We start from the raw sequence: 18,269 nt of genomic DNA on the forward strand, positions 1-18,269 counted from the left end.
ATTTGTGCTTAACGATGCATGCTCACAATCATTCACCAAGCAGTGCTGTCAATATACAGCGACACAGTTTAACACAGACCACAGTCGTCAAGCACGAGCTAGTGATAGCTACCAACCATTTTTTACTGATTATTTGCCATCAGCTAAATGATTTTGGAGCGACTCATGCTACTGGGCATAATCATTAGTAGTGGGGGCAGCTGCTAGACTTTTAAAGGGTCAACATTTGAAATTAAACATTAAGACTGTACAGTGACCATCTGGGCAGATTGCTCTGCCTGCTGTGCCCGTAGCCAATCATTCAATAATTGGGTTTGTTTGCGGACGATCGCAAGCTTAATATGATCAGGGTTCTGTATCAGCTCTTGTATTTTTTTCTTCATGTTGCGCTCAAGCAGCTGGCTGACTAGCTCTTCGATTAGGCCATCAAGCCCCAAGATATTGCGCGCAGTTAGCGCCTTATAGAAGCCGCCCCAATTACGGCTGAGCATGTCTTGGGTCGCAGGTTTTACGTTCGATAAGATAAAATGCGCCGCTGCATTGACGTCTTTTGGTAGGTAATTAAGACAGCGCTTGATCGTGCTTACGATGTCTAGCAGAGCAGCATCTTGCAAGTCTTCCCACGCAAGCGGACGCAGGGTATCAGGCGATGCTTTTTGTTTGATATGAGCAGGTAGGTGTAAGCCATTAATCCCTGACTGTTGCCAAATCGACTCAATAGGGTCGTCAATTAACGCGCGCGGCTGAAACAAAAAGCAAAGCTGCAATTGCTGACTGATGGTCATATCACCATCAAAGTCTAGCAGCGCATCTTTGGCCTCGACATTCTGACTGCGTTTACCGCCAAGCTTTTGATAAACGTCATTGTTAAGCAAATAGCGAAAGCTACTGCCTTTGGGCAAGGCGGTCGTCAATGATCGTACTTGGGACATAAGCTTGGCTTTGCCTTCAGCCAGACTCATGTCATAACGCTCGCTCAAATACGCAAAAATATACTGTGATAGCGGCATGGCATTAGCGATTTGCTCACGCATGGCATCGCTGCCCTGACTCTTAATAAAAGTATCAGGATCATGATTGTTCGGCAGGGTTAAAAACCGCAGTTCTTTGTCGTCGGCCAATACAGGCAGGGCAACTTCAAGTGTACGCCAAGCGGCTTTTTGTCCTGCGCTATCTCCATCAAAGCTCAAAGTAAGCGTTGGATTTAGTGTCAGTAGACGCGATATTTGGCTTTCATTAATCGCTGTGCCCATCGAGGCGATTGCCCCATAGATACCCGCTTGATAAAGGGCAATCACATCCATATAACCTTCGACCACTAGCCAACTGTCTGCACGCTGCTGACGTGATTCATAATAGCCGTATAGTACATGCTGCTTATGAAAGACGGGCGAGTCTGAGGAGTTAATATATTTAGGCTTTACTTCGTCATCGAGTGCCCGACCGCCAAAACCAATAGTACGGCCTTGGTTATCACGAATTGGGAAGATGACTCGGTCGCGCAATAGATCGTAGTCGCGGCCAGACTCTGACTGACGTACCAATCCTAAGGCTTTTAGACCCTCAATATCCTGCGGAAATTGATGCTCAAGATGCTGCCAACCAAATGGTGCATAGCCAAGACCAAAAATCTCAAAGATGTCTTCGGTGATACCGCGTGATAAAAAGTAGTGCTTGGCATGGGGATGCGTGGTCAAATTGTGTTGATAGAACTGCTGGATTTGCTCTAGTAGTTCATACAGGTTGCCATCTTTATCAGCGATTTGCTCAATACCATGAGCGTCCTGCATACCAGTGCCAGTATCGGTATCTGTCAGCCATGCTGGCGGATAGCCACTGTCATCTGCATGGTTTGGTGAATACGGCTCTGAGAAATACGAGTCCATTGAATAGGGTGCTGAATCATACGCCTCTAATGGTGGAAAGTTCTCGTAGCCCTGATTGTCATCGTAGCCTTGATTGTCCTCGTAACTAGGCTGCTCTATATAATTTTGGTCGCTTTGGGTAACATTTTTTTGATGGTTGTCTTGATTTGTACCGTCTTGACCTACTTTGCTATGTTCTACAGTTGGGCTGGGCACATTGTGCACAGGCGGCGGTGCAATAGGTTTGGGTGCGCGACGTTGATAACTAACGTTTTGCTGTTCTTCTTTCGGTACTTCGATGCCTGTTTGTTTTGATAGTTCATTGACCGCTTCAATAAATGTCAAATTTTCATAATCACGCAAAAAACTGATGGCATTGCCACCGACGCTACAGCCGAAGCAGTGATAGATGTTTTTTTGTGGATTAACATAAAAGGAAGGCGATTTTTCACCGTGAAAAGGGCAGCAGCCTTTATATTCACTACCAGCGCGTTTGAGCGTGGTGTGTTTGCCAATGATGCTGATCAGGTCAGCTTGGCTATTTAGTTGTTCAAGAATATGGTTAGGAATGCTCATACAAAAAACAGTTTACCATAGGTCGATTATATTGGGGCAGAGGTAATAAGATACTGCTAGAAAAATAAGGCCAACATAATGTTGACCTTATTATCAATGAATACAGACTGTGTTAGTTAGGCTAAAAGAATTCACGTAATCAATTATTATCCATATCACTCACACTGTCGTCATTTAGCGTAGTGCGACGTGTTGGATTGGTATTTAATGGATCGACGTTGGCTTCTCTTGCAGTCGAGCCAGTACTTGATTGACTGGTCACGCGCTCAGCTGACGCTTCAGGCAGACCTAAGCCCACACTAATACCATTACGCGCAGCAGCACTATTGGTGACTGGAGTATTGGCAGGCGTCGTGTTAGTCCCTGCTAGTCTCAATTGGGCTGCATTACGAATCATTTGTGTCTTAGTTGCGCCGTTATACTCGCCAGACGCGACTGATTTGTCAGTCGTGTTCGAACGACCAAGCTTGCCAAAGGTAATCTTGTTGAGCCAAGTACGATCACGTTTGGTGCTTAATTTCACACTACCGTTGCTGGTTAGCATTTCTGGGTAGTTGATCTGCAACAGCGTTTTGTATTCATTGGCCAAATCGGTTAGACCAAGTTTTTCATGGCTATAGGCTAGTACTGCAAGAGCGTCTGGGGTTGATTCACTCAGCGGGTAATACTGGAATACCCATTTGGCACGGTTGACCGCTGCTACATAAGCTTCACGCTCGATATACCAATTGGCCGCGCTCATTTCGCTCTCAGCAAACTGGTTATAGATGAACGTCATACGCTGAGCGGCATCTGGCGCATATGGGCTGTTTGGATATTTATTGATAAGCTCTTGGAAATTGGCAAAGGCAATACGCAAATAAGCGGTATCACGCTCAGCTTGGTTCAGTTTAAATAACTTTAGGCTTTCAGATGAACCTTCCATATTGGCAACGCCGCGCACATAGTAGGCGTAGCTGACTTGGGGGTTAGACGGATACAGACGGATAAACTGCTCAGCACTTGCCGCCGCCATCTCATACTTATCGCCTTCGTATTGTGCATACATCATATCAAGCAAGGCTTGTTCAGCGTACTGTCCGGTTGGGTAGAATGTGCGCAGATTGGTCAGCTCTTCGATACCTTGGATATAGTGACCTTTGTCAATCTGATTGACGGCCTCGTTATAATATCCTTGCTCTGATTTTTCAGCTGTTTCTACTGCCTCACCATCTTTGGCGCCAGTTAGATTTTTGAAAGTCTGGCAACCCACTAGGTTGACGCTAAGCGCCAGTAGGGTTATTGAGGACAGTTTGATAAACGTATTGCCAACAGCTTGCATACTTCTTCTCCGACACAAGACGCATAATAGCAGCGGCGCTATCATGCTATATAAAAGGTTAGTGATAAAAAACGACGCTAAATAGTCAGCGATCCACCAGCAAAAATTTTTTATCGAATGCAGTTTTTGTTATGACGTATTGTACTGATAGATTGGGTTTGATGTATAGCGCTTGTATAGTAAGTCAGTCATAGACCACATGCATTCAACCATAATCAAACGGCTTAAATGGCAAACACGGTCAACAAAACTCAATGCTATTTTTATACTGTATCTAAATACGGCATTCGCATACAGTGCCATAGCATACAGCAAAACATGGCTATACTTTATAGAATAACATTTGCTACGTCTATTTTTTCGCCATCTATATTGTATAGGCAGTTTAACATGAGCGGCTGTTACGAGCGATATCGAATGTCGCTAGCATGAGTAAATATACAGTAAATTACAGCAATGTCATGTTCTAGAGAGTTAAGCGAGGCATCTTACAGCCCAAAGGTATGCTCAAAAATTAACAGATAGCATGCAGCTTCTATAGGGCTTATGCGTGCGACATGATACACTAGAGCAGTATTGTCTTTGCTTTTTTGTACCTTAAAGGTGGTTATCTGCCATTTATAGGCAAAGACTATAATAAAAAAACGACAATTTTTTATACTGATATTTATAATACTATCTTCGAAGTCACCTCACACAACACTGTCAGGGACTTTGCCATGTATCAATGCGCTATGAATAATGATGCCATGACTACCAATTTATCACCGAATCAATCGCTAGATACTGATTCATCAGCACAAGAGTCACCAATGCCAAATGATGTTTTGAACAATAATGAGCTACCTGATAATCAAACAATTACAAATGAGCAAGTGCATGATGATGCGCTTGATAATGAAGAGATGCTCACCGATGATGGTAATGATCTGAACGATAGCGACATTGATGATAATGATATTGATGACAGCGATATGGACGGCGACGACGATGAAGCTCCAGTAGCGGGACAAGCTGTACCAGTGATTGTAGACATGACGCATGTGGTCACAGAAGATCAAGCTGGTCTGCGTATTGATAAGGTCGCCTCACAAGCGTTTTCGGACTTTTCGCGTGTACAACTCCAGAACTGGATTACTGATGGTAGTCTGCTCTATAACGGCAGTGTTCAAAAACCGAAAGTCCGTGTCAAAGCAGATGACGTATTGCATCTATCAACGACGTTACAGCAGCATGGCGAAGACCAACCAGAAAACATAGATATCGATGTTGTCTATGAAGATGACGACGTATTGGTAATTAATAAACCTGTCGGTATGGTGGTTCACCCAGGCGCTGGTAACCAAAACGGCACTTTGGTCAATGCATTGCTATATCACTATCCTCAGCAGCATCATTTACCGCGCGCAGGTCTTGTGCACCGTATTGATAAAGACACCTCTGGGTTGCTATTGATTGGCAAAACCAAACCTGCTCAGATGGCACTGATGGAACAGCTAAAAGACAAGTCTGTTTATCGTCACTATAAGTGTGTGGTGGCAGGGGACCAAGCAAGTTTATCTCGTCATCGTCGTATCGATGCGCCGATTGGTCGACATCGCAATCAGCGTACTAAAATGACGGTAATGACCGCTGGCCGCGAAGCGGTAACGCATCTACTAAATGTCACGCCATTGAACGAAAACTACTGTCTGCTAGATGTCGGGCTTGAGACTGGACGTACGCATCAAATTCGTGTGCATTTAAGTCACATTACTTATCCTCTAGTCGGTGACCGTGTCTATGGTGGCCGTCGTCAGTTGCGTTCTGGATTGACAGAAGCTCAGCGCCAAGCTATCAATAATTTCCCACGTCAAGCATTGCATGCCTATACGCTAGGGTTTGTGCATCCGACGACAGGTGAGGACATTGAAGTAACGACGCCACTACCTGAAGACATGCAAAAACTGATGGCCGTACTAAGCGACGGTTATTATGAAGAGTAAACGCTAACGTTTACTAGATGAGAGGTGAGAGCGAGCAGCCATGACGAACACGTTCCCGATGACGATGATTGCGCAAATTGATGATGTGGCCGTTTTTCAGACGGCAGCTTTTGCATTTGGTAATATTGATGACTTTGCTGCTAAAAACCAGCATACAGGGTTTGAGGGTCAGTCAAATTACGGTGAGCTGAATTTAGGCCTTCATGTCAATGATAATGCACAGCAAGTATTAGATAACCGCATGAGTCTATTGGCTGCTATCAATAAGCAACTGACAGATACGTCTGCACAGAATGAGCAGCATGCGGTTATTAATCGCTTACATTGGGTCAGTCAGGTTCATGGTAAACATATTCATGATGTCGATGCTACTACGTTGAATATGGCGCCACTGTCTGCTGATGCGATGGTCAGTCAACAAAGTGGTCGCGGTCTGGCAATCATGACGGCGGACTGTGTACCTATCGTGTTATATCAGCCAACCAGTGGTAAAATCGCAGCGATTCATGCAGGCTGGCAAGGATTGGCCTGCGGTGTGATACAAGAGACTGTTAATCGCTTTACTGATTCAGGCCCTATACAAGCTTGGATAGGCGTTTGTATCAGTCAGGGAAACTATGAAGTAAATACAGACGTTCGCGATAAGCTATTATCTGGGTGTATAGCCAATCAGACGTTGCCAAAAACGGAAATCGATAACTTTGTGTCGCTATTTTCTATATCGTCTTATGACGACAAGATAAAGTTGGATTTACCAAAGCTTGCTGCCATGCAGTTAGAAGCTGCTGGTGCTACAGTTGTGAATGACTTGCCTGTTGATTGTAGTTACGCTGATACTCACTATTACTCGTATCGCCGCCAGACTCATATGCAGCAGCCTGCCACAGGTCGGATGGCACTAGTCATCGTCCGTCGTTAGCAGCTTTATAGTCAGCGAACTACTAAACCGCTACGGTGTTACCCTCCCTAGATGTACTATATGTACAATCTACGGTCGGCTGCCTTGTAGCTGTTTTAGATTTCTTTGGCTATATAATAATGGGTAGTGGAAACGAAGTGATAAACAATAAAAAAACAGCAGATTATTCTGCTGTTTTTTTGTTTGAGTGCTACATTTTTATTAACATAAGGTCTGTATTAGTACACTATATGTATTAACAAACGGAGTCGCTAGATTTTGGTACCGATAAGCCAAATAGAGGACGTAAATACAGTGCCAAAAACGTACCTGCCATTGCCAGTATGCCCCAGATATAGCCATGTAGGCTAAAAGAAGCGATACCACCAAAGTAAGCGCCGATATTACAACCGAACGCGAGACGTGCACCGTACCCCATCATCAATCCGCCAATGACCGATGCTGCAAAGTTACCAGCAGTAATCTTAGTAAACTTAAACAAACCACCCGCAGCAGAGGCGATAAACGCGCCAATGATAATGCCGATATTTAATACAGTGGTCGAATCTGCAAATATAGAAGCCTCAAGCGCCGCTGCATTAGCCCCTTGCCAATAGCCCCAGCTAGCCACATCCATGCCAAAGCCGCTTGCAATTTTAGAGCCCCATAATGTAAATGCTGACGTAATACCCCACGGTTGACCGCGTGTAAGTAATGTTAGACCGTTAAGTAAAGCTAAGACGATTGCGGCAGCAAATAGCGGCCAAGAACCACGAAAGATTCGTTTCCAACCAGACTCAGAAGGTACAGGTGCCATCTTCGGTGCGTTTCTTTTTTTCTCAACGACTAACGTCACCCATGCGATAATGCCGAATATAGCAAGCGACACCAGCCACGCTCCTGTATAGCCAAGACCTGTAGAGGTTGCCAAAGAGAAAGGCGCATAAGCGGGCATTTCTTCTGTCCAGAATGGCAAGTGATAAGCACCAATCGTGGCGCCCACTATGAAAAAAATAAAGGTGATGAACATAACAGAGCGTCCACCGCCTACCGCATAGAGCGTACCAGAGGCACAGCCGCCACCAAGTTGCATGCCGATACCAAATACAAACGCGCCTACGACTAGACTGACCCCTAATGGCGCGACATAACCTGCGACAGGACCGCCAAATAACGTCGTGCCATAAGCAAGGATTGGTGCAAATAGCGTAACAGCAACTGCCAACATCAGCATGTGAGAGCGCATCGCTTGACCGTTGCCCACTGCCATCATACGTCTAAAAGCAGAGGTAAAGCCAAAGCGGGCATGAAAAAGGGTATAGCCTAACAAAAGACCTATGCCAAGTAGCAATGATTGAGAGATGTGTTGAGTGGCTAATAGATACGCAAGCACAATCAATCCTACGATACCACCACCCATAATTAAGGGTTTTTGCGGTGCATTTAAGGCCAGATCATCTCTAATGATAGGATCTTTTGTGTCGTTTACAGGTTGAACGAGAGTAGTCAAGGTAATAGCTTCCTTATCCGATGATGTTATCAGATATCATTTTTATAAGAATTTATATGAGTATAATTGCGCAGGTTTGCAGAATTGAAAACTGTATTTCTGTTAATTCGATTGATTTGGTTAAGCAGTAAGAAGCGTTACATCATAATCCTATTGTCATTAATGTAAATACGGAGAGATTAGAAGAAATAGAATTAGTATATGATGATATGGAATAAATGGACTACTGTGTATATGACCTTATGTTAATGATTATCTATAATACTGATAATTATAGATTTATCAGTTATCAAAGAGTGATTTTTACTATTTTATCAGTTAATGCGATTTACCTATTTCTAAAAAATATATTAAAAGTATATGTGCTCTGATTAGCCAGACTTTAATAAATAACTTAAAAACAAAAATACGTCTGATACAATGGACTTGAATTCAATGAAGTTCATCGCATATATACTGGTATGTATACGCTGACGTATAGAGACTATGCGATTGCTCCATCGTCATTGATATTTCTGCCAATTAGATTGACTAAACGAAGCGTTGCTTGGTTCTGTTGTATCGCCTGATAGTTCGAGAGTTTGATCTATCGATAAGTACTTATCAGTGAAAGTGAAGTCACTAGCTATCGACTGTGGCTAAGTATCCAATATTTTATAAGTTTTATATTCAACCAATTATTTATTATTAGAGTACGTATGAATACACCTGCTAAATCGTCTGAAACCTCTACACCTACTGATAACACGCCTAATGTCTCAATCGCTGTTATCTTCCATAGTAATTATGGTCATACCAAGCGTGTCGCTGAGGCGATAGTACAAGGTGCGCATCAGCAATTGCCAGCCGCGCAAGCCAAGGCTGTCGATGTTTATGATGTTGATTGGGACTACTTAGATCAGGCAGATTTGCTGGTTTTCGGCAGCGCAGTGTATATGGGTAGCGTGACGGCTGAGTTTAAGACCTTTATGGATGAGACGTCTAAGCGTTGGTATCATCGTAAATGGGAGGGTAAATGGGCAGCAGCGTTTGCCAATTCGGGCGGCCTGAGCGGTGATAAACTTGCTGTATTGCAGCAGATTTCTCTATATGCGATGCAACATGGTATGAATTGGATTGGTCTGCCATTGATGCCGACAGGTCATGAGAGTCATGATTTGAACCGTCTGTCTAGCTTTTTGGGATTGATGACTCAGTCGCTTGATGGGCCACCTGAAGAGACACCAGGTTCAGGAGATATTGATACTGCTATTTGGTTTGGTGATCATCTGGCCAAAACGATTATTAAGCATCAACCAACTGACACTAAGCTATAAAAACAGCTAGAACCGACAGAGCGATCGAATAAAAAAGCAGACATTGTCGATGTCTGCTTTTTTTGTGCCAATTTTTATTGAGCGATCAGTGCTATTAATAGCAAGGCTGCTTTATGGAGCGGCAATCTTAGTAGGGGCAGGATTCACGGGGATAGGACTGTCAACAAATTGGAACGATTGACAACCTCCTAATAGCATCGTTGCTACTAGCAAATAGGTAAAGGCGAATGACTTCATAGTAATATCTCAAAAACGATTCTAGCCCAACAACATCTCACGATTACTCATCATTAGAAATAATAGTAGTGAAGAGTCGGGCTTATTTGCAGACATTATATATAAAAATCAGCTGTTCATAGCAGTTTAAAGGCGATATATATATTCGGTACTGTTCTTACGCAGACTATCTCGCTGTTTATAGTACGGCTTATCTAACGCCTCGTTTGATTTATCATGTATAAGATTAAAGCTACTTATAAAAACAGCGTCTAGTTTTGAGTGGCTGAGTAATGAATAAAATCTATAAACCGTATAGATATTCCCTTAGATTTAAGGTATTCATCAATTATTTGCCAACTATTCGATAGTAGCTATAGGCATTTTAACGGGTTGTGTTATAAATAAGAATAGTGATAATATGTTGAAAGCTGACCAAATAGTCAAGTGTCCTATAGTACGATTTTTCTAACAAAATTGTTCGATGATTGCTGATATTTGCAACCAGCTTACCTGATATTAAAAAGCGCGATGTGCTGATTTTTTATCTCTTAAGAATGTATTATCAAATAAAACAGAATAACCGTACTTGAACGGTTGCAGCATGATGTAAACCAAGTGCTTACTTTCAGCATTTAAGCCGTCAAACTCCTTAAGCCTTATGCTTATCTTCATTATTTTATTTTAGCCGAGTCTTGCTATGATTAGTTTTTACTTAAATGGGAAACGCCACGAGCTAACCCAGCTTAACCCTAATACGACGGTGCTTGAGTATCTACGATTGCATGAAGGCCAAATGGATACGAAGGAAGGCTGTGGTAGTGGTGATTGCGGAGCCTGTACTGTGATGGTTCAGCGCCTGCCTAACGCTAACCAGTCAGCGCTTAATGATGAAAATGGCGACGAAAAAAATGCTACGCCACCGTTCTATACGATCAACTCCTGCATTACGCTAGTGTCGCTTATGGATGGTCATCATCTGATGACGGCTTCTTACTTGGCAGATAATCCTGAGCATCATCCAGAACGTGCTTTGCTGCATCCAGCACAGCAAGCGATGGTTGAATGTCACGGATCGCAGTGCGGTTTTTGTACGCCTGGGTTTGTAATGTCGCTAGCTTGTGTTTACGAAAACAATCGTATGCAGACAAGTCAAGAGACAGCAAGTCAGAACGATGCCAAGCAACTAAGCTATGATGAAGTGGTTGCATCAATATCTGGCAACCTATGCCGCTGCACAGGGTACAGGCCAATTATCGAAGCTGGTCTACTGATGAGCGATATCGGTCAGCAGAGAGAGGCGGAGCAGTCAGCGGTGAAAGACTTGACGATCAGTCTCGCAACAGATGCTATGGCAAGTACAAAAGAGTCGATAGTCTCTGAACATGTGCCAGCTGAAACTAAATTAAACAATGCAGAGTCGAAAGCTATTGCCCCTGCAATCAGTGATGCTGGGCGACAGTTATATATGCCCAAGTCACTAGATGAGCTTAATCAGGTATTAGCGGCCAATCCACAGGCAACGATTTGGGCAGGCGGTACGGATTTGGGATTGAGCGTAACCCAGCATTTGGTTGATCACGAGGTCATTATCCAGCTCTCAGCTGTCGAGGCGTTAAAGTCATGGTCATTACTTGACACAAAGTCTGACTCAAGCGATGAAGGGTCAGATAACGAGCAAGCTCCTAGCCAATCACTAGTACTAGGTGCTGGCATGAGCTATCAGCAGATGTTGCCTGTACTTGAGCAGTATTTTCCAAGTTTCGCGCAAGTATTTGAGCGCATTGCCTCTCCGCAAATTCGTAATATGGGCACCATCGGCGGCAATATAGCCAACGCGTCGCCGATTGGTGACTTGCCACCGATTTTATTGGCGTTAGATGCGTCAATTCATTTGCGTCATTGTGCTTCTAATTCTAAAGAGTCAGGTAATGATTTAGATAATAGTGATTCGGTTTATACGGATGAGATTATACCTTTATCAGAATTTTTCTTAGATTATAAAAAGACCAAACTGCAAGCAGGCAGTTACGTAGTCGCTATCCATATTCCTCTGATGCATGACAATCAGCACTTATTTATTCATAAAATTAGCAAACGTTATGAGGATGATATTTCAGCGTGTCTATTGGCTGCGCGAATCGATGTGTCAGTAGATGGCATGACGATAGAGGATGCAAGGCTTGGGCTTGGTGGCATGGCTGCCATACCGTTATTAGCCACAACCTGTCAGCAAGCGCTCATTGGGCAAGCGGCTGAAGTTGCGAGTTTTGAGCAAGCATCACAAGTATTGTCTGCAGACGTTACGCCTATGACTGATGTTAGAGCCAGCCGTGAATATCGCTCACATGTGGTACAGCGTCTGTTGGTGAAGTGCGGTAAGCAGTTGGTAGCAGGTAGACAGACTGAGACTGCTTAATTAGCAGAGTTGTAAATTGCTAATACCACCTTATCGTTATATTTGCCAAGAATAAAAGAGCATTAATAAAAGCGTCCTAATAGAAGAGATCCGCCATGAGCCATCATTCGTCCTTATTTGACAGTTATAGTATCCGCCGCGTGCGTCCGCCAAAAAACAAAATTGGTACCTCGGCGAAGCATGATAGTGCGATTAGCCATGTCATGGGGACGGCGACTTATGTGGATGATATTGCAAAACCGCAAGGCACGCTACATCTGGCAGTAGGTAAAAGCAGCCACGCTCATGCACGTGTACTGAGTATGGATTTGAGCGCTGTTAGAGATGCGGATGGGGTGGTAGATGTCTTAAGTTTTAAAGACTTACCGGCGCAGACGGATATCGGTGCGGTGTTCGACGGTGAGCCACTGATGGTGGATGACATCACAGAGTATGTGGGTCAGACGCTATTCGTGGTGGTGGCGACCAGCCATCGCGCTGCCAAAAAAGCGGCTACTAAGGCAGTGGTAGAATATGAGACATTGCCAGCAGTACTTAGTATTGATAAAGCGTTAGAGCAAGAGTTGTTTGTGCGTCCGAGTCATTTTATGAAGCGTGGTGACGCGGCGACTGCGCTTGAGAACGCACCGATTCGCATTGAAGGTCATATTCATATGCGCGGGCAAGAGCACTTTTATCTCGAAGGCCAAGTGTCTTATGTAGTGCCTTGTGACGATGGCGGGCTAGAAGTGTACACGTCGTCACAGCATCCAAGCGAAGTACAGCAGCTGGTCGCCGAAGTGACAGATCTGCCATTTCATGCGGTAAACACAGTCGTGCGCCGTATGGGTGGTGGGTTTGGTGGTAAAGAAACGCAAGCCGCTGCTTGGGCATGTCTATGCGGTATCATCGCCAAACGTCATAACGTTCCAGTCAGTATGCGTCTAGATCGTCAAGATGACATGGTGGTGACGGGTAAGCGTCATGAGTTTGCCAACCGTTATGAGGTTGGTTTAGACGAGTCTGGTCGTATATTGGGCGTAGACATGCAACTAGCTGGCTTGTGTGGCTATGCGCCAGATTTGTCTGATGCCATTGTCGATAGGGCGATGTTCCATTGTGATAATGCCTATTATTATCCAGCTGCTCATGTGGCAGGTCATCGCTGCAAGACGCATACGGTATCCAATACTGCTTATCGAGGATTTGGTGGTCCGCAAGGTCTGATGACTGCTGAATATATGATGGACCATATTGCCTATACGCTGGGGCAAGATCCATTGCAAGTACGCTTGGCAAACTTATATCAAGATGGTCAAAGCACGCATTACGGTCAGACTATTGAGCATTTTGATTTGGCCGCCATCATGACTAAGTTGGCAGATGATTGCGATTATGACGATCGCCGTCAGCAAATCCTAGAAGCCAATCAAAAAGCTGCCGCTGAAGGCAGTGATAAACGTCTGGGTCTTGCTTTAACGCCAGTAAAATTCGGTATTTCATTTACGGTGCAGACGCTTAATCAGGCAGGCGCATTGGTACATATTTATACCGATGGCAGTATCCACCTCAATCACGGCGGTACGGAGATGGGGCAAGGGCTATATATTAAAATCGCCCAAATTGTTGCCAATGAATTTGACGTTGATTTGGACACGGTCAAAGTATCAGCGACGCGTACCGACAAAGTGCCTAATACTTCACCAACCGCCGCGTCATCAGGGACAGATATCAATGGTAAGGCAGCTCAAAACGCTTGCTTGAATATCAAAGCGCGTATACTTGAATTTGCTGCTGAGCATTTCGACGTAGCGCAAGAAGATATACGCTTTGAAAAAAACCACGTCTATATCGGCGATAAAGAAACACTGACTTTTGCTGAGATGATTCAACTGTCGTACCAGAACCGTATCAGCTTGTCGTCTACTGGCTACTATAAAACGCCTAAGATATTTTATGATCGCTCTAAAGCATGGGGACGTCCGTTCTTCTACTTTGCCTTAGGCGCTGCCTGCGCTGAGGTAGAGATTGATACGTTGACAGGTGAGTACAAAGTACTACGCTGTGATGTGCTGCATGATGCAGGACAATCGATCAACCCTGCCATTGACATTGGTCAGATTGAAGGGGGTTTTGTGCAAGGTATGGGTTGGCTCACGGCAGAAGAGCTAATCTGGAATGATAAAGGAAAGCTCGCATCTGATAGTCCTGCCAATTACAAAATCCCAACTGCGCATGACTTGCCTAAGCAGTGGAATGTCAAATTGTATGATCGCAAAAACGAAGAACAAACGATTTATAACTCTAAAGCCGTTGGTGAGCCGCCGTTTATGTTGGCAGCCAGTGTTTGGTGTGCCCTTAATAATGCAGTGGCTAGCCTTGGTGATTATAAAAATAATCCAGAACTGACCATGCCTGCGACGCCAGAAGCGGTATTAAAAGCAGTCATGCGTATGCAAGGCACGTCGTGGGATTTAAAAACTAAAGTAGATACAGATACGGTTGATAGTTTAGTCAAAGGCGCAGAAGAGAACAGTGATCTATTCAACGAAAAAGCAATGCCACAAGACGTACGTCATGCCAAAGATATCGATCCAAAAGAAGTCGAAGGCAAACAAACCGATAACCAGCCTAACGCGATAGAGCATCCGAATGTAGCAGGGGCAAGAGGTCCTGCGCACAGTGAATGAGTCGTTAGCACCGCCAGTCGTTTGGTATGAAGGTCTAGCGCGATATCAGCAGCGCGGCATCGCTCACGTGTTGGCGACGGTCGTGGCTGTGAATGGATCTGCTCCTCGAGCGCTACAGGCAAAAATGATTGTCACGCAAGATAGTATCGTGGATACGCTAGGCGGCGGCGGTCTAGAGCACGACGTTGTCAATACGGCACGGCAGCTATTGAATGGTGAAATAGCGGCAACGGTATCAAAAGAAGCAAAATCAAAAGTCGCTGAAACTGACAGTGAAAGCACGTTAATACCACCTTCTAAAGCGGTGCGCCGTGATTCTGTCTATACTAAGCATTATCCGCTAGGTGCGAAGTTGGCACAGTGTTGCGGTGGTAGCGTCACCGTTATGTTCGAATGCTTCAATGTAACGCCGCCGATGTCAGTACTAGTGTTTGGTGCAGGACATGTGGCATCAGCGCTAATGACCATCCTCGCTGAGCTACCTTGTCAGGTAGATTGGGTGGACAGTCGCCCAGAGATGTTTAAGCGTTACTTAGTTGATGAATCTACTACTAATCAATCCAAACCTTATAGCTTACCAGCGCATATCCGTCCGCATATCGATGATGAGCCTGTAGATTTTGTGCGCCCATTTATCGAGCAGGGTGGTCAGCGTTTTATTCTGGTTATGACCCATGACCATAGTGTTGATTTTGAGTTAGTACGGGCGGCATTAGATACTATTTCTGATACTAGCTCACCTCATGATAAACGCTCAGATATTTCAGCACCTTACATAGGCTGCATTGCCTCGGCAACCAAAGCCAAGCGTTTTAGAGATCGTTTGATTCAGCGTGGCTACAGTGAGCAACTGGTCAATCAGTTGGTCATGCCAATTGGATTGCAAATTGGCGGAAAAGAGCCGATGGCGGTGGCGGTTTCTATCGTGGCACAGCTCCTGCAGCAGTATCATCAAGCTATTTCTTGAACGGTTCACTCCATATAACTTTTATACTTTTTATCAAAACATTAAAACATTAAAACGCTCAGTACTATTTATCAAAACGCTCAGCATTACCCAGCCATTGTGAGATCTACGAATGACCCTACATATTTATCAAGCTCGACTGCTGCACTATTTGACCGAAAGCGATCGTACTGAGCGTGCAACCTCTGATCATTCACAGACATTGACTATTGAACAAGACATAACGTTGCTACCAGTGATTGAAGGTGTACAGGTTTATCCTGAATATATCGCTGATGGTGCGCTTGTCGTAGATGATGTGACAGGGTGCATTGTAGAGTATGGTCATAATGAGACAATATTAGCGAAATATACTAATACCTCTGAGCAAGCAGGACAGCCAGTAGTCAAAGTACATAATTATCGTGACAAACTTGTCATGCCAGGCTTTATTGACACCCACGTACACTATCCGCAGATAGATATGATCGCCGCTTACGGTGAACAGTTGCTCGATTGGCTTAACAACTATACTTTCGTCACTGAGGCCAACTTCAGCGATCCAAAAGTAGCACATGACACAGCGCAGTTCTTTTTAAATCAGCTGCTGGCCAATGGTACGACGAGTGCCATGGTATTTTCTACCAGTCACCCTGAATCAGTGAACGCATTTTTTACGGAAAGTCACAAGCTCAACACCCGCATGATCACGGGTAATGTATTGATGGATCAAAATGCGCCTGATAATTTGTGTGTGCTTGCTGAGCAGGGCATTCGAGATACCCAAAACATCATTGATAATTGGCATGAGCGCGGCCGTCAGCATGTGGCGATTACCCCGCGCTTTGCTATTACTTCGACACCCAAGCAACTACAAATGGCAGGTGAGCTGTATGCCAGTTACGAGAGTGTTTATCTGCAGACGCATCTAGCAGAAAATCATGATGAAATTGCCTTTGTAAAACAATTGTATCCCAATCATAAAGGCTATCTCGATGTCTATGATACGATGGGATTACTGGGTCGACGCACCACCTTGGCACATGGTATTCACCTTGAAATATCTGAGTATGAGCGTCTGCGTGCGACTGGTACGCAGATATCACACTGTCCGACGTCCAATCTGTTTCTGGGAAGTGGACTATTTAATTTACCCAAGACGTTAAGTTATACCGGTGTCAGTATCGCCACTGACGTTGGAGCAGGGACAAGTCTGTCGATGCTGACGACTCTGTCAGAAGCGTATAAAATCCAACAACTACAAAGCAATCAACTATCCGCTCATCAAGGGCTGTACCAAATTACGTTGGGTAATGCCCAGTCGCTATTATTGGACGATAAAATCGGTAACTTTATGCCAAATAAAGAAGCGGATTTTGTGGTCATCGATATGGGTGCAACGGAATTGCTTGAGCGACGTATGGCGCAGACCAAAACACTGGAAGAGCAGTTGTTTGTACTAATGATGCTAGGAGATGACAGAGTAATTGATCAGACAGTCATCGCAGGCGTAAGTCGCTATCGTAAATCAACTTTATAGGTGTAAATAAACGCTGTACCTAAATCAGGAACAAGTGAGACTTCTTTCAGATATAAAAAACAAACCCTTGTTCCTATATTACAGAAACAAGGGTTTATTACTGCCAAGAGAGTTTCTATTGAGTATTAAAAATGGAATTTTACCAACGCACTAGGAGAGTTTTGATTTACGCCATCAACACCGTATTTATTTTTCCAATAACTATACTCCATGCCGACTTCTAAACGGTTATCAATACCGAGCACTTCTTGTAAGTTGTATTTAATTTGCGGATTAATATGAATATTATCTTCAATGTCATCATTATTGAATGAATAATCTATAAAACCATCCACCACGAAGTTGTTGCGTTCCCAACCATAGGTTAAGGTAATTTGCTGATCATCGTCAGTATTGTCATTAAACGCATGATATAGCGTCGCGGAAGCAAATGTCGTACCTGGAATAGGGACATTGAGATCTGCACCAATACCAACCAGATAATTATCTTGGTCAAAGCCAGTGCTGTTCGAACCAAATTCATAAGTAGCGGCTAAATTAACCTGCTTGATAAAACTGTCATTAAAAGTGGCTATTTTGAATGTAGGAGACAGCTCACCATAAGTTTCTCTAAATCTATTGTTTTCAATGTCATCGGCACCTTGGTTTCGATCGACAAAGAAGAACACGCCGCCCCAGTCATGCGCAGAAGCATGCTCTAATGTGACGGTCGTCAGCTCTCCGTCTTCTACAAGTTCATAGTCATCACCGTAAAGTACGGAGACACTCGTATCAGTAAAAAAGGTCTTAGCATGGATATTCGACATGCTACATAAAGCCGCGATAGCAACAGCTGCCATCGACAAAGGTTTGAGTAAAGCTAGCTTTTGGCTAGATGAATTGGTATGACAGGATAAGCTCGTTAATAAATCAAAACGCAAAATATGACCCCTTTATGTACAATTGATTGTTGATTGACCCAAAACTGCATCGTTATTATTTGCTAGTAAACAAACTATTAATCCAATG

12 protein-coding genes are annotated in these 18,269 nt (G+C 44.0%); 7 read left to right on the plus strand and 5 right to left on the minus strand.

Features of this window, described 5'->3' with window-relative positions:
* Positions 1–239: 239 nt before the first annotated feature.
* Together ABFV72_RS01890 and ABFV72_RS01895 are read right to left on the minus strand one after the other, a co-directional pair.
* Positions 240–2,441 (minus strand): DNA primase, encoded by a 2,202-nt coding sequence (locus tag ABFV72_RS01890; RefSeq protein ID WP_347162132.1) that lies wholly within the window; start codon positions 2,439–2,441, stop codon positions 240–242.
* Positions 2,442–2,580: 139 nt separating this feature from the next.
* Entirely contained in the window at positions 2,581–3,762 is a 1,182-nt protein-coding gene (locus tag ABFV72_RS01895) for an outer membrane protein assembly factor BamD (protein ID WP_347162134.1), read from the minus strand.
* A 905-nt stretch (positions 3,763–4,667) separates the two neighbouring features.
* Between ABFV72_RS01895 and ABFV72_RS01900 the strand changes: the two genes are divergently transcribed.
* Positions 4,668–5,747, plus strand: coding sequence for an RluA family pseudouridine synthase (locus tag ABFV72_RS01900; protein WP_431192065.1), 1,080 nt, complete (start codon positions 4,668–4,670; stop codon positions 5,745–5,747).
* Between the two features lie 40 nt (positions 5,748–5,787).
* Positions 5,788–6,666, plus strand: a complete 879-nt coding sequence (locus tag ABFV72_RS01905; protein WP_347162136.1) for a polyphenol oxidase family protein — start codon at positions 5,788–5,790, stop codon at positions 6,664–6,666.
* Between the two features lie 235 nt (positions 6,667–6,901).
* On the opposite strand, the gene ABFV72_RS01910 is transcribed toward ABFV72_RS01905, so the two are convergent.
* A complete protein-coding gene (locus ABFV72_RS01910) occupies positions 6,902–8,155 on the minus strand; it encodes a YeeE/YedE family protein (protein ID WP_201547338.1) in 1,254 nt (417 codons plus the stop codon).
* Positions 8,156–8,853: 698 nt separating this feature from the next.
* On the opposite strand from ABFV72_RS01910, the gene ABFV72_RS01915 reads away from it, so the two are divergent.
* Complete coding sequence (locus tag ABFV72_RS01915; RefSeq protein WP_347162138.1) at positions 8,854–9,471, plus strand: flavodoxin family protein; 618 nt, start codon at positions 8,854–8,856, stop codon at positions 9,469–9,471.
* 111 nt (positions 9,472–9,582) lie between these two features.
* Here the strand turns inward: ABFV72_RS01915 and ABFV72_RS01920 are convergent, their stop codons facing one another.
* Positions 9,583–9,708 (minus strand): hypothetical protein, encoded by a 126-nt coding sequence (locus ABFV72_RS01920; protein WP_347162140.1) that lies wholly within the window; start codon positions 9,706–9,708, stop codon positions 9,583–9,585.
* 679 nt (positions 9,709–10,387) lie between these two features.
* Between ABFV72_RS01920 and ABFV72_RS01925 the strand changes: the two genes are divergently transcribed.
* The 4 genes from ABFV72_RS01925 to guaD all read left to right on the plus strand — a co-directional run bounded on the left by ABFV72_RS01925 (position 10,388) and on the right by guaD (position 17,261).
* On the plus strand, positions 10,388–12,106 hold the full coding sequence (locus ABFV72_RS01925) for a xanthine dehydrogenase small subunit (protein WP_347162142.1): 1,719 nt from the start codon (positions 10,388–10,390) through the stop codon (positions 12,104–12,106).
* A 95-nt stretch (positions 12,107–12,201) separates the two neighbouring features.
* Positions 12,202–14,775, plus strand: a complete 2,574-nt coding sequence (gene xdhB, locus ABFV72_RS01930) for a xanthine dehydrogenase molybdopterin binding subunit (protein ID WP_347162144.1) — start codon at positions 12,202–12,204, stop codon at positions 14,773–14,775.
* Positions 14,768–15,742 (plus strand): XdhC family protein, encoded by a 975-nt coding sequence (locus ABFV72_RS01935; RefSeq protein WP_347162146.1) that lies wholly within the window; start codon positions 14,768–14,770, stop codon positions 15,740–15,742. Before xdhB ends, ABFV72_RS01935 begins: the two co-directional genes overlap by 8 nt.
* Before the next feature lie 112 nt (positions 15,743–15,854).
* A complete protein-coding gene (guaD, locus tag ABFV72_RS01940) occupies positions 15,855–17,261 on the plus strand; it encodes a guanine deaminase (RefSeq protein ID WP_347162148.1) in 1,407 nt (468 codons plus the stop codon).
* Positions 17,262–17,386: 125 nt separating this feature from the next.
* Here guaD and ABFV72_RS01945 read toward each other — a convergent pair whose 3' ends face one another.
* A complete protein-coding gene (locus ABFV72_RS01945; RefSeq protein ID WP_347162150.1) occupies positions 17,387–18,181 on the minus strand; it encodes a DUF5020 family protein in 795 nt (264 codons plus the stop codon).
* Between the last annotated feature and the right edge of the window lie 88 nt (positions 18,182–18,269).

This window comes from Psychrobacter proteolyticus (assembly GCF_039762275.1).
Lineage (GTDB): Bacteria > Pseudomonadota > Gammaproteobacteria > Pseudomonadales > Moraxellaceae > Psychrobacter > Psychrobacter proteolyticus_C.

Coding starts and splice junctions, on each gene's coding strand:
- ABFV72_RS01890 (WP_347162132.1), bottom strand. CDS start 2,441: ATGAGCATTCCTAACCATATTCTTGAACAACTAAATAGCCAAGCTGAC.
- ABFV72_RS01895 (WP_347162134.1), bottom strand. CDS start 3,762: ATGCAAGCTGTTGGCAATACGTTTATCAAACTGTCCTCAATAACCCTA.
- ABFV72_RS01900 (WP_431192065.1), top strand. CDS start 4,668: ATGCTCACCGATGATGGTAATGATCTGAACGATAGCGACATTGATGAT.
- ABFV72_RS01905 (WP_347162136.1), top strand. CDS start 5,788: ATGACGAACACGTTCCCGATGACGATGATTGCGCAAATTGATGATGTG.
- ABFV72_RS01915 (WP_347162138.1), top strand. CDS start 8,854: ATGAATACACCTGCTAAATCGTCTGAAACCTCTACACCTACTGATAAC.
- ABFV72_RS01920 (WP_347162140.1), bottom strand. CDS start 9,708: ATGAAGTCATTCGCCTTTACCTATTTGCTAGTAGCAACGATGCTATTA.
- ABFV72_RS01925 (WP_347162142.1), top strand. CDS start 10,388: ATGATTAGTTTTTACTTAAATGGGAAACGCCACGAGCTAACCCAGCTT.
- xdhB (WP_347162144.1), top strand. CDS start 12,202: ATGAGCCATCATTCGTCCTTATTTGACAGTTATAGTATCCGCCGCGTG.
- guaD (WP_347162148.1), top strand. CDS start 15,855: ATGACCCTACATATTTATCAAGCTCGACTGCTGCACTATTTGACCGAA.